The organism is Xanthobacter lutulentifluminis (assembly GCF_043194675.2).
In the GTDB taxonomy this organism is placed as follows: domain Bacteria; phylum Pseudomonadota; class Alphaproteobacteria; order Rhizobiales; family Xanthobacteraceae; genus Xanthobacter.
This window is the reverse complement of record NZ_CM195525.1, coordinates 658765-678055: the sequence shown is the minus strand read 5'-3', so window position 1 is coordinate 678055 and position 19291 is coordinate 658765. Positions and strand designations below refer to the sequence as shown.

The window sequence follows — 19291 nt, the reverse complement described above, 5'->3', positions numbered from 1 at the left end:
TTCGCTTTGGGGCCTGCACATGCCCCGCAACCCGTTGGCGAGTCACACTTTGGACGTGATCGCCGCCCTAATGTGGAGCGGCCCGGAGCATCGGTTCCGGCATTCCCTCCCGCCCTAGCCTTGGACCCATGATGATGCGCCTGCCGCTGGTCGGTGTTCTCGCCCTCTCGCTCAGTGCCGTCGCCCTGCCGGCTGCCGCCCAGAATGATGGCGGCCTGTTCGGCAACATCTTCAAGCCGCCGGGCACCACCCAGGAGCCGGTCCGCGCCAGCGACGATTCCGAGATGGTGTCGCGCATGGAGCGGCTCGAATCGAGCCTGCGCCAGCTCACCGGCCAGGTGGAGCAGCTCCAGTTCCGCAATCAGCAGCTGGAGGCCCAGGTGCGCCGGCTCGAGGAGGCCGGTGGCGCCGCCCCCGCTGGCCGCGCGCCCGCCGCTGCCACGCCCGCGGCCCCCGTTGCCGCGCCGACGCTGCCGTCCGGGCGGCCCGCCACCGTGCCCGGCCCGCCAGGCCGCCGCTCCGATGCATTCGATCCCAACATGGACCCCACCGCCCCCGGGGCGCCGCAGCCGCTCGGCTCGCCAGCCAGCACCGCGCCGCCGGCGCGCGCCGCCGACGCGGGTCGCACCATCGGCGGCGCCGGTCCGGTCACGCCGCCGGGCGGCGTTCCTTCCTCCGGCACCCAGGTCGCGGCGCTGCCCTCCGGCACATCGCGCGAGCTCTACGACGCCGGCCAGGCCCAGCTGCAGCGGCAGGACTATGCCGGCGCGGAGCAGACCTTCCGCCAGATCATCCAGAGCGCGCCGGGCGACCGCATCCAGCCGGATGCGATGTTCATGCTGGGCGAGAGCCTGTTCCTGCGCCAGAACTACGGCGACGCCGCCGCTTCCTTCCTGGAGGTCTCCACCAAGTATCCCACCTCCGCCCGCGCGCCGGAGGCGCTGCTGCGTCTTGGCCAGTCGCTGGCCGGCCTCGGCGAGAAGGAAACCGCCTGCGCCACGCTGCAGGAGGTGGACCGCAAGTACCCCCGCGCGCCGTCCTCCCTCCGCCAGGCGGTGGAGCGCGAACAGAAGCGCGTGGGATGCTGAGGCGCGATGGCGGCAGGCACGCCTGATCCCGCATCTCCTGTTGCCGACGGCGAGCTGGAGGCTCTGCTCGCGCCGCTTGCCGGCTTTGAACGGGTGCTGATCGCCGTCTCCGGCGGCCCCGATTCCTCGGCCCTTCTGCATTTGTCCGCCCGCTGGCGCGCCTTGCGCGGGCATGGTCCCGAGCTGCTGGCCGCGACCGTGGACCACGCGCTGCGCGCCGAATCCGCGCAGGAAGCCGCGGCGGTCGCAGCTTTGGCGGCGCAGCTCGGCGTCTCCCATCAGATCCTACGCTGGGACGGTGCCAAGCCGGTGCGGGGCATTCAGGAAGCTGCGCGCGGCGCGCGCTATGCCTTGCTGACGGAGGCCGCCCGCGCGGCCGGCGCCGGCGCCATCGTGCTCGCCCATACCCTGGATGATCAGGCCGAGACGGTGCTGTTCCGGCTGGCCCGCGGCTCCGGCCTTGCCGGCCTTGCCGGCATGCGGGCCCTGTCCGATCGGGACGGCCTCGCCCTGGTGCGTCCGCTGCTGGACGTGCCCAAGACGCGCCTTGTGGCGACGCTCGCCGCGGTCGGCCTGCCGTTTGCCGAGGATCCCAGCAACCTCGACCTGCGCTTTGCCCGCCCGCGCCTTCGGACGCTGGCGCCGGGGCTGGCGCGGGAGGGCCTCGATGCGCGCCGGTTGGCGGTGCTGGCGCGACGCATGGCCCGGGCCGATGCCGCGCTGGAGCAGGCGGCCGATGCCGCCGAGGCAGTGCTGGACCGGCCGGCCGCAGGGGAGGGGGGTGTCGTCGCCATGGTCGTTGCCATGGACGCGGCGGGATTCGCCGCCCTGCCGGGCGAGGTGGGGCTGCGCCTGCTCGGCCGCGCCATTGATCGGGTCGGCACCGAGGGGCCGGTTGAGCTGGCCAAGCTGGAAAGCCTGATGGATGCCTTGAGCGCGGCCGATGCCGCAGCCGGCGGCCCGTTTCGTCGCACCCTTGCTGGTGCTCTGGTAAGTCGCCACAAGGGTCTGCTGCAGGTGTCGACGGCTCCGGCCCGCCGGGCGGAGGCGCCGCTCGCGTCGAATTCACACGGCGCGGCGCCGGGTGTCCTTGGCAAGAGGGGGCCTCGCTCCTAGATTAGGCAGCGGACGGTGTGGGAGGTCCCGCCGACGGCCGAGAGCGCGGGAGTTTTTCCTTCCGTATCGTAAGGCGTCGCGCTCAGCCCCGCCCGGCTGTCCCCAAGAGGGTTCAATGAACGCCAATCTACGCAATTTCGCCCTGTGGGTGATCATCGTTCTGCTGCTGCTGGCGCTGTTCTCGCTGTTCAACAGCCCGGGCCAGCGCACCAACGCGAACGAAATCTCCTTCTCGCAGCTCCTCAACGACGTCGACGCCGGCAAGGTGCGCGAGGTGGTGATCGAGGGGCCGAACATCACCGGCACCTATTCGGATCGCTCCGGCACCTTCCAGACCTACGCGCCCAACGACCCCTCGCTGGTGCAGCGTCTGTATGGCAAGGGCGTGCAGATCACCGCCCGCGCGCCGACGGACAACGTGCCGTGGTTCGTGAGCCTGCTGGTGTCTTGGCTGCCGTTCCTGGCGCTGATCGGCGTGTGGATCTTCCTGTCGCGCCAGATGCAGGGCGCCGGCGGCAAGGCCATGGGCTTCGGCAAGAGCCGCGCCAAGCTCCTCACCGAGGCGCACGGCCGCGTCACCTTCGACGACGTGGCCGGCATCGACGAGGCCAAGAGCGACCTGACCGAGATCGTGGACTTCCTGCGCGACCCGCAGAAGTTCCAGCGCCTCGGCGGCCGCATCCCGCGCGGCGTGCTGCTGGTCGGCCCCCCCGGCACCGGCAAGACGCTGCTCGCCCGCGCCATCGCCGGCGAGGCCAACGTGCCGTTCTTCACCATCTCGGGCTCCGACTTCGTGGAGATGTTCGTGGGCGTCGGCGCGAGCCGCGTGCGCGACATGTTCGAGCAGGCGAAGAAGAACGCGCCGTGCATCATCTTCATCGACGAGATCGACGCGGTGGGTCGCCACCGCGGGGCCGGCCTCGGCGGCGGCAATGACGAGCGCGAGCAGACCCTCAACCAGCTGCTGGTGGAGATGGACGGCTTCGAGGCGAACGAGGGCATCATCCTCATCGCCGCCACCAACCGTCCGGACGTGCTCGACCCGGCGCTGCTGCGTCCCGGCCGCTTCGACCGCCAGGTGGTGGTGCCGAACCCGGACGTGGTGGGCCGCGAGCAGATCCTGAAGGTGCATGCCCGCAAGATCCCGGTCGCGCCCGACGTGAACCTGAAGACCATCGCCCGCGGCACCCCCGGCTTCTCCGGCGCGGACCTCGCCAACCTCTGCAACGAGGCGGCGCTGATGGCGGCCCGGCGCAACAAGCGCATGGTCACCATGCAGGAGTTCGAGGACGCCAAGGACAAGGTGATGATGGGCGCCGAGCGCCGCTCGCTGGTGATGACGGAGGAGGAGAAGCTCCTCACCGCCTATCACGAGGGCGGCCACGCCATCGTCGCCCTCAACGTCCCGGCCACCGACCCGGTGCACAAGGCGACCATCATCCCGCGCGGCCGCGCGCTGGGCATGGTTATGCAGCTGCCGGAGCGCGACAAGCTCTCCATGAGCTACGAGCAGATGACCTCGCGCCTCGCCATCATGATGGGCGGGCGCGTGGCCGAGGAGCTGATCTTCGGCCATGACAAGGTCACGTCCGGCGCCGCCTCCGACATCGAGCAGGCCACCCGCCTCGCCAAGATGATGGTGACCCGCTGGGGCTTCTCCGACCTGCTCGGCCAGGTAGCTTACGGCGAGAACAACGAGGACGTGTTCCTCGGCATGTCCATGCAGCGGCACCAGAATGTGTCGGAAGCCACCGCCCAGACCATCGACAAGGAGGTCAGGCGGCTCGTGGACGAGGGCTATACCGAGGCCAAGCGCATCCTGACCGAGCGCGCGGACGACCTTGAAGCCCTCGCCCGTGGCCTTCTGGAGTACGAGACGCTCTCGGGCGACGAGATCGTGGACCTGCTGAACGGCAAGACGCCGAACCGGGAAAGCGTGATCGAGCCGTCCAACCCGCGCGGTTCGGCCATCCCCACCACCAAGCGCCCCCGCCCCGGCGGTGCCGGCGGCTCCATCGAGCCCCAGCCCCAGGCCTGAGGTCGATCGATCAAGAGAAACGCCCGCGCAAGCGGGCGTTTTTTATTGGCCGCAGCGTGATCGCGTGGAGCATGGGCAGCGCCTCGCCGCCGGCCTCGGAGGACGGGCGCCCCCGGCGACGCAGACACGCATCGACACCCGCGCCCCAGGTTGCCATAACGCCCGGTACCGCCGGCCCGCTGTCTCTCCAGGGGACGGCCCGTCACTCCATCCGCCGTCTCGCCCATGTCGCTCCTTGCCCGCACCTCCATCGTCTCGGCGGCGACGCTGCTCTCGCGCGTGCTGGGATTCGTGCGGGATGCGGCCACCGCCGCGGTGCTGGGGGCGGGGCCGGTGGCGGACGCGCTGGTGGCGGCGCTGGCGCTGCCCTTGCTCGCGCGCCGCCTGCTTGCGGAAGGCGCCTTCAACCTCGCCTTCATTCCCGCCCTTGCCCGCGCCGAGGATGAGGGCGGCGCCGCTCCGCAGGCCCTCGCGGCCGCGACGCTGGTGCTGCTGTTCGGGCTGCTGCTCCTCTGTGCCGTGCCGGCCTCGATCTTCATGCCGCAGCTGATCCGCCTTTTGGCGCCGGGCTTCGAGCCGGGCGGGCAGCGGGCGGATGTCGCCATTCTCTGCGGGCGCGTGGCGGTGCTCTATCTGCCGCTTGCCGGCCTCGCGGCCATCTATGGCGGTGTGGCCAATGCCGCCCACCGCGTGACGCTGCCGGCGCTGGCGCCGGTCGCCGCCAACATGACGGTGCTGAGCGTCATTGCCGTCCTCATCGCCGATGGCCTGATGGAGAGCGATGCCGCCGCCTTCGCCATCGCGCTCGCCACGGTCGCCGCGGGGGTGGCGCAACTGGTGCTGATGATGATCGCGGCCCGCGGCTGCCCGGCCCGGCCGATGTTCTCCCGCGCCATGCGCGCGCGGATGGGTGAGCGGATCGGCGCGGCGCTCGGCGTGGTGCGGGCAGCCTCGCCGGCGCTCCTGTTCGCCGGGCTCAGCCAGTTCCGGCTGATCATCGTGGCGGCGGCGGTGTCCGCCAGCCCGGGCGCGGTGGCGGCCCTCAACTACGCCCAGCGGCTCATGGATCTCCCTCTCGGCCTCGTCGGCGCGAGCGCCGGGGCGGTGCTGGTGCCGGCCCTGCTGCGGCGGCAGGGCGCCGGGGAAGCATCCGAGGCGGCGGGGCGTGCCGTGCTCGCCGCGCTCGCCTTCGCCTTGCCGGCCGCGACCGGCCTCGCCGTGCTGGCCGAGCCGATCGTCACGGTGCTGTTCCAGCGCGGCAGCTTCGATGCGGACGACGCCCGGCTGACCGGCGCGCTGCTGGCGGTGCTCGCCGTGTCCCTGCCGGCGCAGGGGCTGGAGCGCATCCTGTCCGCCACCGCCGCCACCTCCGGTCTTGTGCGCGCGGCCGAGCGGATCGCGCTCGCCTCCCTGGTCCTGTGCGTGGCCGCTGCCGCTGCCCTCGGTCTGGGCGCGGGACCCACCGCAGCCGCGGGTGCCGTGGCGCTTTCGGCCTTCGCCTCCATCGGCGCGCTGGGGACCGTGCTGCTGCGGCGGGGCGCGTTGGCCCTGTCGCGCGCGGTCATCCTCTCCGCACTCGGCCTTGCCGCCGCCAGCGCGGTGATGGGCGGATCCGTGCTGGCGCTTGCTGCCGCATGGCCCGCGCCGGAAGGGCAGGTGCCTGCGGCCATCCGGCTGGCCGTGCTCGTGGGCTGCGGCGTCGCGGCCTATGGCGGCGTCGGCCTGGGGTTCAAGGCGCTCCTCGGGCGGCGGATCGGCCCGGCCTGAGGACGTTGCCGGCCGGGCCGCGTGGTGCCGCTGCGGGGTTTCACATGCGGCCGGCGCATCAGCGGGAACCGGCTTGCGAGGGGTCGCGCGGCGCCCCGCCCCTTGCGCCGGCGGGGCGGGGGTGGCATGACGCGGCCATCGTCTCCCGGGTCGGGCGCAGCGCCGCCGGGGGCTCATCCCTGCGGGTCGCGGAACGCATCCCGGCGCCGGCCGAGCCGGTCCGCCGCGATGCGCCGCCGGGACCGGCCTGCGAGCGGCGGCCGGTGCCGCCCGCTCATTTGGAGGTCGCCATGGCGGCGGTCGCGGAACGCGTATTCTCTGGCGTGCAGCCTACGGGCAACCTGCACCTCGGCAATTATCTCGGCGCCATCAAGCGCTTCGTGGAGCTGCAGAAGAGCCACGAGTGCATCTATTGCGTGGTGGACCTGCACGCCATCACCGTGTGGCAGGACCCCGAGGAGCTGAAGCGCCACACCCGCGAGGTCACCGCCGCCTTCATCGCCTGCGGCATCGATCCGGCCGCCCACATCGTCTTCAATCAGAGCCAGGTCTCCGGCCACGCCGAGCTCGCCTGGATCTTCAACTGCGTCGCCCGCATGGGCTGGCTGAACCGCATGACGCAGTTCAAGGAGAAGGCCGGAAAGGACCGCGAGAACGTCTCGGTCGGCCTGTTCGCCTATCCCGACCTGATGGCGGCGGACATCCTGCTCTATCGCGCCACCCATGTGCCGGTGGGCGAGGACCAGAAGCAGCATCTGGAGCTGACCCGCGACATCGCGATGAAGTTCAACAACGACTTCGGCCCCTCCATCGCCGCCCACGGCCATGGCGAGGGCTATTTCCCCCTGACCGAGCCGCTGATCGCCGGCCCGGCCACGCGGGTGATGAGCCTGCGCGACGGGTCGAAGAAGATGTCCAAGTCGGATGTCTCCGACTTCTCGCGCATCAACCTCACCGACGACCGCGACGCCATCGCCTCCAAGGTGCGCAAGGCCAAGACCGATCCCGAGCCGCTGCCGTCCGAGGAGGAGGGCCTCAAGGGCCGGCCGGAGGCGGACAACCTCGTCGGCATCTTCGCCGCGCTCTCGGATCGCACCAAGGCGGAAGTGCTGGGTGACTTCGGCGGCGCCCAGTTTTCCGCCTTCAAGGGTGCGCTGGTGGATCTGGCGGTGGACAAGCTCGGCCCCATCGGCGCCGAGATGAGCCGCCTGATGGCCGATCCCGCCGCCATCGACGCCATCCTGATCGAGGGCGCCGACCGGGCCCGTGTCATTGCCGACCAGACTATCGCCGACGTGAAGGATATCGTGGGCATGGTCCGCGGCTGATGCGGGGGCGGGCGCCGGGCGTGCCCGCCTTGCCCCTCCCACGGGGCGGGGCTAATGCTGGTGCCCCGCCATGAGGCCGTCCGCGCGACGGCCGAGGAGGCCCGATGTCGCAGATGAACGCCACCGTCGATCCCGAGGAGGTCGCGCGCTTCGACGCGCTCGGCGCCCAGTGGTGGGACGTGAAGGGCAAGATGGCCCCGCTCCACGCCATGAACCCGGCCCGGCTGGCGTTCGTGCGTGACGCGCTGGTGCGCCATTTCGGCCGCGACGACCGCTCGCTGCGCCCGCTCAAGGGCCTCAGCCTCGTCGACATCGGCTGCGGCGGCGGGCTCCTGAGCGAGCCCCTGACCCGCCTCGGCGCGCACGTGACCGGCATCGATCCGGCGCCCGGCAACATCGAGGTGGCGCGGGCCCATGCCGACGCGTCGGGCCTTGCCATCGCCTATCGCGCGGTGACGGCGGAGGAACTGGCCGAGGCCGGCGCGCGCTTTGACGTGGTGGTGGCCCTCGAGGTGGTGGAGCACGTGGCCGACGTGGGCCTGTTCATCCGCACTGCCGGCCGGCTGGTGGCGGAGGGGGGCGTGCTGGTGCTCTCCACCCTCAACCGCACCGCGCGCAGCTTCGCGCTTGCCATCGTCGGCGCCGAATACATCCTGCGCTGGCTGCCGCCCGGCACCCACCGCTGGGACAAGTTCATCACTCCCGAGGAGCTGGAAGCCTCCCTCGCCGCCGCAGGCTTTGCCGCGCGCGAGAAGGCGGGCCTCGCCTACGAGCCGCTGTCCGGCGACTTCCGGCTGACCGAGGACCTGTCGGTGAACTACTTCCTGGTGGCCTCCCGCGAGGGCTGAGCCGCCGTCGGGCGCTGTGACAATCGCTCGCGGTAAGACCGCGCGATGCTGAGGGAATTGCGGATCGTTGCGGTGAGCGGATCGTCGCGGTGAGGCGTGGCGCCAACGGCACCCTAGTTGCGCTCGTCCGGCAGCACGGGGAGGGGGAACACCTCCACCTCCTCCTCATGGAGCGCCTTCACCTCGTCCACGGTGGCCTCGCCGTAGATGGCGCGATGCTCGATCTCGCCGTCGTGCATCTTGCGCGCGAGGTCGGGGAAGGCGTCGCCCACATAGTCGGAATTCTGCACGATGTGCTCGCGCAGCTGGCGCATCAGCGTGCGCAGCTCCGCCTCGGGACGGGTCATCATCGAAACGGGTGGTGGATCCGCGGCTTCGGCGGGGGCCGCAGGCGCGCTCGCGGGCACGCCTTCGGCCTCCGGCTGCGGCATGACGGAAGGGCTGCGGTCGGTGCGGGCGACGGAGGGGGCCATCACCGCCTTCTCGACCTCGGCAGAGCCGCAGGTCGGGCAGGCGACGAGCCCGCGCTGGTGCTGGGCATCGTAGCTCGACGAGGAGGGGAACCAGCTCTCGAACTGGTGCCCCGCCGCGCAGTTGAGCGTGTAGCGGATCATGACGACGCGCGCACCACGTGCAGGTGCCCGATCTGGCCCGGTTCGGCGATCTCGAACCGCCGGCCGTTGGAAAGGGAGGGGACGCGGCCGCGCGCGGCGGCCACTTCCTTCAGGTCGAGCTCGGCGAGCACGACGCCCGGATCGGTGCCACCCTCGGCGATGACGCGGCCCCAGGGGTCCACCACCAGCGAATGGCCATAGGTGTCGCGGCCATTCTCGTGGCGGCCGCCCTGGGCGGCGGCGAGCACATAGGCGCCGTTCTCGATGGCACGGGCACGCAGCAGCACGTGCCAATGGGCCTCGCCGGTGGGGCGGGTGAAGGCGGCGGGCACGGTCAAGACCTTCGCCCCGCCTTCCGCCAGCGCGCGATACAGCGACGGGAAGCGCAGGTCGTAGCAGATGGACAGGCCGAGGCGGAACTGGTCCACCTGCGCCAGCACGGCCCGCTCGCCGGGGCGGTAGGCGGAGGATTCGCGGTAGCTCTCGCCGTTGCCCAGATCCACGTCGAACATGTGGATCTTGTCGTAGCGGGCGGTGATCTCGCCCTCGGGCGAGATGACGAAGGCGCGGTTGGCGGCGCGCTTGTCGCCCACCTTCAGCGCCAGCGAGCCGATGTGCAGCCAGATGCCGAGCTCGCGCGCCAGCGCGGTGAGGGCGGCGAGGGTGGCGTCCTCCGCCTCTTCCTTCAGCTTCTCGAACAGCAGCGGCCGCTCGAGCTCCATGATGTTGGTGGTCTCCGGCGTCTGGACATAGCGCGCGCCCCCGCGGGCGGCCTCGCGCACCAGCGCTACGGTGGTCTCCAGGTTGGCGGCGGGGTCGCGCCCGCTGCGCAGCTGGACCAGCGCGATGCGAAGGGTCTCGGATGTGTCGGCGGAGGTCATAGGGTGCGGTCTTTCCTCGGTGCTGAACCCGCCCGTTCCGTCATGCGCCCCTTGGACAGGAGCGCCTCCCCAGACAGATAGGATGTTGTTTCAGTCTTGCACGGGTTCGAGCGCCACGGAACGAAAAGCTCAGGCGGCGAGCTGGTCCAGCCGGCCGGCGTCCTCCAGCGCGTAGAGGTCATCGCAGCCACCCACATGGGTGTCGCCGATGAAGATCTGCGGCACGGTGGTGCGGCCGTTGGCGCGGCGCGTCATCTCCTGCTGGCCATCCTTGTCGGTGGTCACGTCGATCTCGGTGAAGGTCCAGCCTTTGCGCCGCAGCAATTCCTTGGCGGAATGGCAGTAGGGGCAGTAGCTCTTGGTGTAGATCTCGATGGGCTTCATGATGTCACGATGGTTGCACGACGGCGGGGCACCGTCACGAAAGCGTCGCATCATAAGGCCTCACGCGAAATCGACAACCCGCGCAAATGTCAGGGCATCCACCCCCGAGGCCCCCGCGCGCCGCAGGGCTAGGGCGCAGGCGTCGAGCGTCGCGCCGGTCGTGTAGACGTCATCCACCAGCAGCACCCGCCGTCCCGCCAGCACCGATGCTGCATTGCCGCAGGGCGCGAACGCTCCCGCCACGTTGGCGCGGCGCTCGGCACGGCCGAGCGAGGTCTGGGTGCGCGTCGCCCTGCGCCGGGTCAGCAGGTCGGCGCGCTGGGGCAGGCCGCTGGCGGCGCCGATGTGGCGGCCCAGCATGGCCGCCTGATTGAAGCGCCGGCGCCAGAGCCGGACGGCATGCAGCGGCACCGGCACGATCAGGTCGGCGGAGGCGATCAGCTCCGCCCCCGCCTGCGCCATCAGCCGGGCCATGGGGGCGGCCACGTCGAGGCGGTCGGCGTACTTCAGCTTGTGCACCAGATCGCGTGCCGCGTCGGTGAAGGTCACGGCGGCGCGGGCGCGGTCGAACGCGGGCGGGCTGTCCAGCGCGTCCGGGTGGATGCGCGGCGCGCCGTCGTCGAAGGCGAAGGGGGCGCCCGTGCGCTCGCAGCAGGGGCTGGTGATGAAGGAGAGGCGGCCCCAGCAGGTCCCGCACAGGCCGCCCGCCGATCCGGTGACGGTGCCGCAGCCGATGCAGGTGGGCGGCAGGGCGAAGCCGAGCACCATCCCCGCCACGCCCCGGACGACGCCGGCGGAGGCCGCGAGCGCGGTGCGGGGATGGCGGAGGAAGCCGTCCGCGCCGAACCGGGCGGCGCGGGGAGGGCGTTCACCCGTCGCCGCACGCGCCGGGTTGAACGAGGGCGAGCGGGCGCGCGCGCCGGAGCGACGCGGTGTGGTGTCGTCTTCGGGATCTGGCGAATGGAAAGGGGCTGTCCCGGTCCGGCCGTCCTGCCGATGCGCAACCTGCACGTACGCATCGTCTGGCCCGGCGCCGGTCACGGCTCGCGCGGCGCCGGCAGCCCATGCGGGCAGCCTCCAGCGGCTCCGGCCGGTCGAAACCGGTCCGTCCGCATCATCCCCTGCCTCCGAGACCGGCCGATCCATCGCGCCCCCCGCACCAATTCTGCGCGCGGGGGGCGCGCTGTAAAGTGCCGTCAGCGCGGGCGCCAGCCGCGCAGCGTGAGGGCGTTGGCGATGACGCTCACGGAGGACAGCGCCATGGCTGCCGCCGCCACCATGGGCGACAGCAGCAGCCCGAGCGAGGGATACAGCACGCCCGCCGCGATGGGCACGCCCGCCGCGTTGTAGACGAAGGCGAACAGCAGGTTGCGGCGGATGTTGGCCATGGTCGCCCGCGACAGGCCGCGGGCATGGGCGATGCCGTTGAGGTCGCCCTTCAGCAGGGTGATGCCGGCGCTTTCCATGGCGATGTCGGTGCCGGTGCCCATGGCGATGCCCACGTCCGCCACCGCCAGCGCCGGCGCGTCGTTGACGCCGTCGCCGGCCATGGCCACCACGTGGCCCTCCTTGCGCAGACGGTGGACCACATCGGCCTTGTGGTCCGGCAGCACTTCGGCCTCCACCTCGGTGATGCCGAGGCGCTTGGCCACGGCGAGCGCGGTGGTGCGGTTGTCGCCGGTGAGCATCACCACGCGGACACCATCGCGGGCCAGCGCCTTCAGCGCGGCTTCGGTGGTGTCCTTCACCGGATCGGCGATGGCGACGATGCCGGCCGCGTGTCCGTCGATGGCGACGAAAACCGCGGTCGCACCCTCGCGGCGGAAGCCCTCCGCGATGGCGGTCTGGTGATCGGTGGGGATGGCCAGCTCGCTCATGAAGGCGGCATGGCCCACCGCCACGCGATGGCCGTCCACCTGGCCGGTGATGCCCTTGCCGGCGGGGCTCTCCACGCCCGAAGGCTCGGCGAGGGCGAGACCGCGCTGCGTCGCCGCATGCACCATGGCGGCGGCCAGCGGATGCTCGCTCGCCCGTTCGAGGCTGGCGGCGAGGCGCAGCACCTCGTCCTCGGGGTAGCCGTTGAAGGCGCGGACCGCCACCACGCTGGGCTTGCCCACGGTGAGGGTGCCGGTCTTGTCCACCACCACCACGTCCACCTTCTCCATGCGCTCCAACGCCTCGGCATTCTTCACCAGCACGCCGAGCTGCGCGCCGCGGCCGACACCCACCATCACCGACATGGGCGTGGCGAGGCCCAGCGCGCAGGGGCAGGCGATGATGAGCACGGACACCGCGGCCATCAGCGCGAAGGTCAGGCGCGGCTCGGGACCCACCGCCATCCACACGGCGAACGCCGCCACCGCCGCGGCGAACACCAGCGGCACGAACCAGCCGGAGACCTGATCGGCCAGGCGCTGGATCGGCGCGCGCGAGCGCTGGGCCTGCGCCACCATCTGCACGATCTGGGAGAGCAGGGTGTCGCGCCCCACCTTCTCGGCCTTCAGCACGAAGGCGCCGGAGGCGTTCAGCGTGCCGCCGATGACGCTCTCGCCCGCCTCCTTGCTCACCGGCAGGGATTCGCCCGTGACAAGGCTCTCATCCACCACCGCGCGGCCTTCGGCGATGATGCCGTCCACGGGCACCTTCTCGCCGGGCCGCACGCGCAGGCGGTCGCCGGGCGCCACCAGCGCGAGGTCGACCTCCTCGTCCGTGCCGTCGGCGCGGATCCGCAATGCGGTGCGCGGCGCGAGGGAGAGCAGCGCCTTGATGGCGCCGGAGGTGCGCTCGCGGGCACGCAGCTCCATCACCTGCCCGAGCGCCACCAGCACCGTGATGACGGCGGCCGCCTCAAAGTAGACCGGGACTCCACCCTCGTGGGTGTGGAAATCATGCGGGAACAGGCCGGGCGCGAAGGTGCCGGCGAGCGAATAGAGATAGGCCACCCCCGTGCCCAGCGCGATTAGGGTGAACATGTTGAGATGGCGCGTCTTCAGCGACAGCCAGCCGCGCTCGAAGAACGGTTTGCCCACCCACAGCACCACCGGTGTCGCCAGCAGGAACTGCACGTAGTTGGAGGTCTGCTGCGGCAGCAGGTGCAGGCCGAGCAGGTGCTGGCCCATCTCCAGCACGAACACCGGCAGGGTCAGCGCGAGGCCGATCCAGAACCGGCGCGTCATGTCCACGAGCTCGTGGTTCGGCCCCTCGTCGAGGGTGACGATCTCCGGCTCCAGCGCCATGCCGCAGATGGGGCAGATGCCGGGCCCGATCTGCCGGATCTCCGGGTCCATGGGGCAGGTGTAGACCGTGCCCTCCGGCACCTCCTGCGGCGGCGGGGGCGCGGCGCCGCCCACATAGCGCACGGGATCGGCCTTGAACTTGGTCTCGCAGGAGGAGGAGCAGAAGAAATAGGGCTTCTTCTCGTGCCGCGCGGAATATTTCGCCGTGCCGGGCGAGACCATCATGCCGCAGACGGGGTCCTTCACGGGAGCGAGATACTTGTCCGGCTCGGCCTCGAACTTGGTCTTGCAGCCGTTGCAGCAGAAGAAATAGGTGCGCCCCTCATGCACCGTCGTGGGCTTGCCGGCCTCGGGGTCCGTCTTCACGTCCATGCCGCAGACCGGGTCCTTCACGGTCTCGGGCAGGGCCTCGGCCGGGCGCGGGGCGGCGGTGAGGTCGAGCGGGGGAGGAGCGGTGCCGCCGCAGCAGTCGCCGCCGGCAGCTGGCGTCGCCGGGTGGGGCGGGGCGGTGAGGTCGAGGGGCGGGGGCGCCTTGCCGCCGCAGCAGTCGTGGCCGCCCTCGGCGTTCGAATGATCGTGCGGGTGATCGTGTGCCATGGGCGGCTCCGGAAAATGCGGGTGCCAGCAGAAGGCCATTTCGCGAACAGCGGCCTTGCGCTGGCTCATGTTCAGGCTGCGCAATTACCCCAGGGGGGTATTCTGCTTGCTGAATATACCCATCGGGGGTATATGGCAAGCATGCACAGTCCGAACAAGGAACAGGTTCTCAAGCGTCTGAGCCGGATCGAAGGCCAGGTGCGCGGTCTCTCCCGCATGGTGGAGGAGGACCGTTACTGCATCGATGTCATCACCCAGATCTCCGCCGTCCGCGCCGCGCTCAAGCGGGTGGAGGAGGAAGTGCTGCGCGAGCATGTGGCCCATTGCGTGGAGCATGCCATCCGCTCCGGCGATGCGGAGGACCAGCGGCGCAAGGTGGCCGAACTGATGGATGTGATCGTCCGCGTCGAGCGCTGAGGCCGCGTGCGTCTCGTGCCTTCCGCGTGGCGGGCGGAATGACCCAGGGTATTGATCTAAAGATAGATTCGCGCAAACCGGCGGTCCGGCGCGGGAATGCGCTCATCCCGCGCGTCGGCGGCGCTCGGGCGAGCGGACGTCCTGAAGCGAGCTCCCGTGAGCCAGCTCCCCGGGGGCATGCAAGCCATGAGGCGATGGGATCGCGTCGCGGCTCAGGCCCGTTCCAGGAAGATCAGCTCGCTCTCGTCATAGGCGCGGCGCTCGATCTCGTGGAAGCCTTCGGGCGTCACGAATGCGCCCGTGCGCTCCTCGACGATCACCAGCGCATCGTCGGTCAGCCATCCGCCCGCCAGCGCCCCGGCCAGCGCCTGCTCGGCGAGGCCCTTGCCGTAGGGCGGATCGCAGAACACCAGTCCATAAGCCTCGCCCGGCCCCATGTCGCCGAGGCGGGTGGCGTCGCGACGGAAGATCCTGGTGACGCCGGTGAGGCCCAGCGCCTCCACATTGTCGCGGATGAGGCCGCGCGCTTCCGCCGCCTCTTCCACGAACAGGGCGAGCCGCGCCCCGCGCGAGACCGCCTCGATGCCCAGCGCGCCGGTGCCGGCGAACAGGTCCAGCACCCGCGCGCCGTCGCAGGGATCGCCATAAGCGTGGGCGAGCATGTTGAACAGGCTCTCCCGCAGCCGGTCCGAGGTGGGCCGCGTGAGGCTCGATGACGGGCCCTTCAGCGTGCGCCCCTTGAGCGAGCCGCCGACGATGCGCATGGATCAGCGCCTCGGCTCAGCGCTTGCCGCGCGGGCCGCCCGGCTTGCCGCCACCGGGCTTGCCACCACCCGGCTTGCCACCACGGGGGGCGCCCTTCGCGGGGCCACCCGGACGTCCGCCGGGCTTGGCCCCGAACTTCCCGCCGGGCTTGCCACCTGGCTTGCCGCCAGCCTTGAATCCGCCCGGCTTGCCGCCGCCATCGCCGAAGCCACGCCCCGCCGGCCGCTCGCCGCCCGCGCGGAACGGACGGTCGCCGCTCGGGCGGTCGCCCGACGAGCGCTCTCCTGCGGGGCCACGGCGCGGCCGGTCCTCATAGTCCCGGCCTTCGGGACGGGCACGACCGCGGGCCGGCTTGTCCTCATATCCGCCGCGTCCCTCGGGACGGGGGCGGAACGGACGGTCGCCGCTCGGGCGCTCGCCCGACGAGCGCTCCCCTGCGGGGCCACGGCGCGGCCGGTCCTCATAGTCCCGGCCCTCGGGACGGGCGCGGCCACGGGCTGGCTTGTCCTCATATCCTCCGCGTCCCTCCGGACGAGGGCGGAACGGACGGTCGCCGCTCGGGCGCTCGCTCGACGAGCGCTCCCCTGCGGGGCCACGGCGCGGCCGGTCCTCATAGTCCCGGCCTTCGGGACGGGCGCGGCCGCGGGCCGGCTTGTCCTCATATCCGCCGCTGCGACCTTCCGAGCGCACGCCATAGGCGCGGCCGCCCTGCGCGCGCTCGTCGTCGCGGCGGGGACCGGAGCGCTTGAAGCCGCCTTCGTCGCCATATCCGCGACGCGGCCGCTCCTCGCCCGATCCGGAGCGGCGGGCGTCGTCGCGGCGGGGCGGGCGGGTGTCGAGCTCGGGCGGACCCCTGCGGCCGGGCCCTCGGCCCCCCGGCTTGCCGCCGCGCGCGGGCCCTTCCTTGGAGGCGACCACACGCTCCACCTTCACCGCGCGGCCCTTGCGGTCGGCCACCGTGCCGACGCGCTCGGTATCGCGCTCCTCGCTGGCGCGCCGACGCGGGCGCGGGCCGGCGGGATGGATGAAATCCTCCGCCGGGGCGGCGAAATCCTCGTCGCGCGTCGAGCGGCGGGCCGGCTTCTTGAGGCCGCCGGCCGTGTCGGCGGCAGCCTGCTTGCGGCCGGCGGGGCGCGGCGCCGGACGGGGGCGCTCCTCCTCCACCTCGCGCTCGACGAGCGGGCCTTCGAAGTCCGCGCCGGCGGCGGCCGCGAGATCCGCGCCGATCTGGTCGCGCAGCACGCGGGTGCGCACCTCCTCGACGGCGCCCTCGGCGATCTCGCCCAGCTGGAACGGGCCGTAGGAGACGCGGATCAGCCGGTTCACCTTCAGGCCGAGTGCCCCGAGCACGTTGCGCACCTCACGGTTCTTGCCCTCGCGCAGGGAGACGGTGATCCAGCAATTGGCGCCCTGCACGCGGTCGAGCTCGGCCTCGATGGGGCCATACTCCACCCCGTCCACCGTGATGCCCTTGATGAGCGCGTCGAGCTGGGCCTGGTTCACCTCGCCATTGGCGCGCACGCGGTAGCGGCGCAGCCAGCCGGTCTCGGGCAGCTCCAGCACGCGGGCGAGGCCGCCGTCGTTGGTGAGCAGCAGCAGGCCTTCGGAATTCAGGTCGAGCCGGCCGACGCTGACGAGGCGGGGCAGGCCCTGCGGCAGGATCTCGAACAGCGTGGTGCGGCCCTCGGGGTCGCGGTTGGTGGTCACGACGCCGCGCGGCTTGTGATAGATGAAGAGGCGGGTGCGCTCGCGCTCCGGCAAAGGCTCGCCGTCGATGGTGATCGTGTCCTCGGCCGTCACGGTGACGGCGGGGCTGGTGAGCACCTCGCCGTTCACGGCCACGCGCCCTGCCTCGATCCATTCCTCGATCTCGCGGCGCGAGCCGAGCCCGGCGCGGGCCACCACCTTGGCGACGCGCTCGGCCTCCTTCGGGGCGGCGGCTGGCAGTTCGCGCTTCTGGCGCGGAACGCGGTTCTTGTCCTTGCGGGGCGGGGATGTGCGCGGCATGCAGGAATGGGCCAGGGCGTTTTCGGGCGAAGAGGGCAACCGGGTCGCGTGAAGAAAACGCATCAAGCAAAAGGGTCTTGCGCATCTCCGCGATTCAACGGAACGGAAAAATGCTCTAGCACAGCCCGGTCCGCGCCGCGAGCGCGGCGATGGACGGGGCGCGGGACGACAGGGGCAGCATGTCCGGAACCTTCATGCAGATGGCGCTGAACGAGGCGCGCGCGGCGGCGGAGCGCGGCGAGGTGCCGGTGGGCGCCGTGCTGGTGCGCGGGGCGGAGGTGATCGCCCGCGACGGCAACCGCACCCGCGAGCTGAACGATCCCACCGCCCATGCGGAGATGCTGGTGCTGCGCGCGGGCGGGGGGCTGCTGAAGTCGGAGCGGCTCTTGAACTGCGACCTGTACGTGACGCTGGAGCCCTGCGCCATGTGCGCGGCTGCGCTGTCGTTCGCGCGCGTCCGGCGGCTCTATTTCGGCGCGTCCGATCCCAAGGGCGGGGGGGTGGAGCACGGCCCGCGCTTCTATTCGCAGCCCACCTGCCACCACGCGCCCGAGGTTTACGGCGGCATTGCCGAGCGGCAGGCGGCCGAGGTGCTCAAGGCCTTCTTCCGCGATCGGCGCTGAACGCCACCGGAGGCGGCTCCGCCGGGGCGCAGCCGCCCCGGCGGGGCGGCGGACGGATTATCGAACCGCCTTCAGGTCGATGAAGCTGCGATTGTTCGGCTCATACTGGAAGGCGTAGGCCTTGCCTTCGGCGCAGCTCTGCCCCTGGGTGGCACGGCGCTGCAGCTTGTAGGTGATGTTGAAGCGGCCCTGCCGCAGATCGGAATCGAACCGCACCCGCAGGTCCGGCGAGCGGTTCTCGTTCTGCCGGTCGTAGGTGTGCGAGAACCAGCGGGTCCCGCCGGGCGCGATGGAATACGCGTTCCACGCGCCGTCACCCACCTGGATGGCGTAATTGATGGTGGTTGCGGTACGGTTGTAGATGCAGGCGATGCCGTAGCGGTTCGCCGCATAGGCGGTTTCATGGCCAAGCATGAGCGTGGCAATGGTCAAGATGACGATGGATAGTGCTGTGGTCTTCATGGCATATCCCTCCGGATCATGCCGCCGCTCTTCTGGCGCGCGACATCCGTGGCTGCCCTGATGCTTGGGGAAGCCGAAGGGAACTTCATCCGCCGTTTGGGGGATGGCGCGGTGCCGGGCGGTGCCGCCTGGCTGCCGCGCCGCGGTCAGGCGAGGAAGGGCAGGACCGCCGCGAGCGTGCGCTCCGGCGCCTCCTCGGCGAGGAAGTGGCCGCACTCGATGCCGGCGCCGGTGACATCCGGCGCGAACGCCTTCCACGCCTCCAGCGGGCTCGCCCCGCGGGCCGGAATGCCGGAGCTGCCCCACGCCACGAACACCGGGCAGGAGAGGGTGCGCCCGGCGGCGATGTCCGCCTCGTCATGGGCGAGGTCGATGGTGGCGCCGGCGCGGTAGTCCTCGCACATGGCGGTCAGCCGGTCCGGGGAGGAGATGGCGGCGCGATAGTGCGTCATGGCACGGGGGTCGAAGGCCGAGAGATCCTTGTTCGCGGTCCAGCTGGCCATGGTCCAGTCGAGGAACCACGCGGGCTTGGAGCCGATCAGCTTCTCCGGCAGGGGCTTCGGCTGCGCCAGCATGGACCAGTGGTACACCTGCAGCGCGCGCGCCCGGTCCATGCGGTGCCACATGACGTAGGTCGGCACGATGTCGAGCAGCACCAGCCGGTCCAGCCGGCCGGGATTGTCGAGGCCGAGCCGGTAGCCGACCCGCGCGCCGCGATCGTGCCCCATCAGCGCGAAATGGGCGAAGCCGAGGCGCTCCATCACCTCCACCATGGCAGCGGCCATGGCGCGCTTGGAATAGGGCGCATGGCCCTCGCCGGCCTCCGGCGCCGCGCTCCAGCCGTAGCCGGGCAGGTCGGGAATGATCAGCGTGTGCTGCTGCGCGAGCTTCGGCGCCATGCGGTGCCACATGACGTTGCTCTGCGGGAAGCCGTGGAGCAGCAGCAGCGGCGCGCCGGACCCGCCCTGGCGCAGGAAGATGCGGCCGGCGCTGGAATCCACGTAGTGGGATTCGAAGCCGGGATACAGGTCGGACAGGTCGGACATGGTGCCTCCTTCTCGCCGGCGCGGCGCCGGGGGCGGCTGGGACGGGAGCGATGCGGCAGGGCGGCCCGATGCGC

17 protein-coding genes are annotated in these 19291 nt (G+C 71.5%); 8 read left to right on the top strand and 9 right to left on the bottom strand.

All coding sequences use genetic code 11. The features are described from left to right. Positions 1–131: 131 nt before the first annotated feature. The 6 genes from ybgF to ubiG all read left to right on the top strand — a co-directional run bounded on the left by ybgF (position 132) and on the right by ubiG (position 8185). Positions 132–1088 (top strand): tol-pal system protein YbgF, encoded by a 957-nt coding sequence (gene ybgF, locus V5F49_RS03045; RefSeq protein ID WP_509210737.1) that lies wholly within the window; start codon positions 132–134, stop codon positions 1086–1088. Between the two features lie 6 nt (positions 1089–1094). After that, the gene (gene tilS, locus V5F49_RS03040) at positions 1095–2204 is read left to right on the top strand and encodes a tRNA lysidine(34) synthetase TilS (protein ID WP_394114647.1); all 1110 of its coding nucleotides are present in this window, start codon (positions 1095–1097) and stop codon (positions 2202–2204) included. Positions 2205–2319: 115 nt separating this feature from the next. After that, positions 2320–4242, top strand: coding sequence for an ATP-dependent zinc metalloprotease FtsH (gene ftsH, locus V5F49_RS03035; protein ID WP_394114648.1), 1923 nt, complete (start codon positions 2320–2322; stop codon positions 4240–4242). 225 nt (positions 4243–4467) lie between these two features. Then, a complete protein-coding gene (murJ, locus tag V5F49_RS03030; RefSeq protein WP_394114649.1) occupies positions 4468–6009 on the top strand; it encodes a murein biosynthesis integral membrane protein MurJ in 1542 nt (513 codons plus the stop codon). Positions 6010–6299: 290 nt separating this feature from the next. Continuing rightward, a complete protein-coding gene (trpS, locus tag V5F49_RS03025; protein WP_394114650.1) occupies positions 6300–7337 on the top strand; it encodes a tryptophan--tRNA ligase in 1038 nt (345 codons plus the stop codon). A gap of 104 nt (positions 7338–7441) precedes the next feature. Next, complete coding sequence (gene ubiG, locus V5F49_RS03020; RefSeq protein WP_394114651.1) at positions 7442–8185, top strand: bifunctional 2-polyprenyl-6-hydroxyphenol methylase/3-demethylubiquinol 3-O-methyltransferase UbiG; 744 nt, start codon at positions 7442–7444, stop codon at positions 8183–8185. A gap of 113 nt (positions 8186–8298) precedes the next feature. On the opposite strand, the gene V5F49_RS03015 is transcribed toward ubiG, so the two are convergent. From V5F49_RS03015 to V5F49_RS02995, 5 genes are all read right to left on the bottom strand, one after another. Further along, positions 8299–8799, bottom strand: a complete 501-nt coding sequence (locus tag V5F49_RS03015; RefSeq protein WP_394114652.1) for a DUF1178 family protein — start codon at positions 8797–8799, stop codon at positions 8299–8301. After that, positions 8796–9680 (bottom strand): carbon-nitrogen hydrolase family protein, encoded by an 885-nt coding sequence (locus V5F49_RS03010; protein WP_394114653.1) that lies wholly within the window; start codon positions 9678–9680, stop codon positions 8796–8798. The genes V5F49_RS03015 and V5F49_RS03010 overlap by 4 nt, the downstream gene beginning before the upstream one ends. Before the next feature lie 129 nt (positions 9681–9809). Beyond that, the gene (gene grxC / locus V5F49_RS03005; protein ID WP_394114654.1) at positions 9810–10064 is read right to left on the bottom strand and encodes a glutaredoxin 3; all 255 of its coding nucleotides are present in this window, start codon (positions 10062–10064) and stop codon (positions 9810–9812) included. A 60-nt stretch (positions 10065–10124) separates the two neighbouring features. Continuing rightward, complete coding sequence (locus V5F49_RS03000) at positions 10125–10832, bottom strand: ComF family protein (RefSeq protein ID WP_394114655.1); 708 nt, start codon at positions 10830–10832, stop codon at positions 10125–10127. 428 nt (positions 10833–11260) lie between these two features. Further along, entirely contained in the window at positions 11261–13897 is a 2637-nt protein-coding gene (locus V5F49_RS02995; RefSeq protein ID WP_394114656.1) for a heavy metal translocating P-type ATPase, read from the bottom strand. A 141-nt stretch (positions 13898–14038) separates the two neighbouring features. Between V5F49_RS02995 and V5F49_RS02990 the strand changes: the two genes are divergently transcribed. Beyond that, positions 14039–14314, top strand: a complete 276-nt coding sequence (locus V5F49_RS02990; protein WP_394114657.1) for a metal-sensitive transcriptional regulator — start codon at positions 14039–14041, stop codon at positions 14312–14314. Positions 14315–14526: 212 nt separating this feature from the next. Here the strand turns inward: V5F49_RS02990 and rsmD are convergent, their stop codons facing one another. Next, positions 14527–15078 carry a 16S rRNA (guanine(966)-N(2))-methyltransferase RsmD gene (gene rsmD, locus V5F49_RS02985; protein ID WP_394114658.1) on the bottom strand — a complete coding sequence of 184 codons (552 nt, stop codon included), beginning with the start codon at positions 15076–15078 and terminating at the stop codon, positions 14527–14529. 16 nt (positions 15079–15094) lie between these two features. Next, the gene (locus V5F49_RS02980) at positions 15095–17086 is read right to left on the bottom strand and encodes a pseudouridine synthase (RefSeq protein WP_394114659.1); all 1992 of its coding nucleotides are present in this window, start codon (positions 17084–17086) and stop codon (positions 15095–15097) included. Between the two features lie 179 nt (positions 17087–17265). Between V5F49_RS02980 and V5F49_RS02975 the strand changes: the two genes are divergently transcribed. Continuing rightward, on the top strand, positions 17266–17709 hold the full coding sequence (locus tag V5F49_RS02975; protein ID WP_394114660.1) for a nucleoside deaminase: 444 nt from the start codon (positions 17266–17268) through the stop codon (positions 17707–17709). 57 nt (positions 17710–17766) lie between these two features. Here V5F49_RS02975 and V5F49_RS02970 read toward each other — a convergent pair whose 3' ends face one another. Then, on the bottom strand, positions 17767–18171 hold the full coding sequence (locus tag V5F49_RS02970) for a hypothetical protein (protein ID WP_394114661.1): 405 nt from the start codon (positions 18169–18171) through the stop codon (positions 17767–17769). 146 nt (positions 18172–18317) lie between these two features. Then, entirely contained in the window at positions 18318–19217 is a 900-nt protein-coding gene (locus V5F49_RS02965; protein ID WP_394114662.1) for an alpha/beta fold hydrolase, read from the bottom strand. Between the last annotated feature and the right edge of the window lie 74 nt (positions 19218–19291).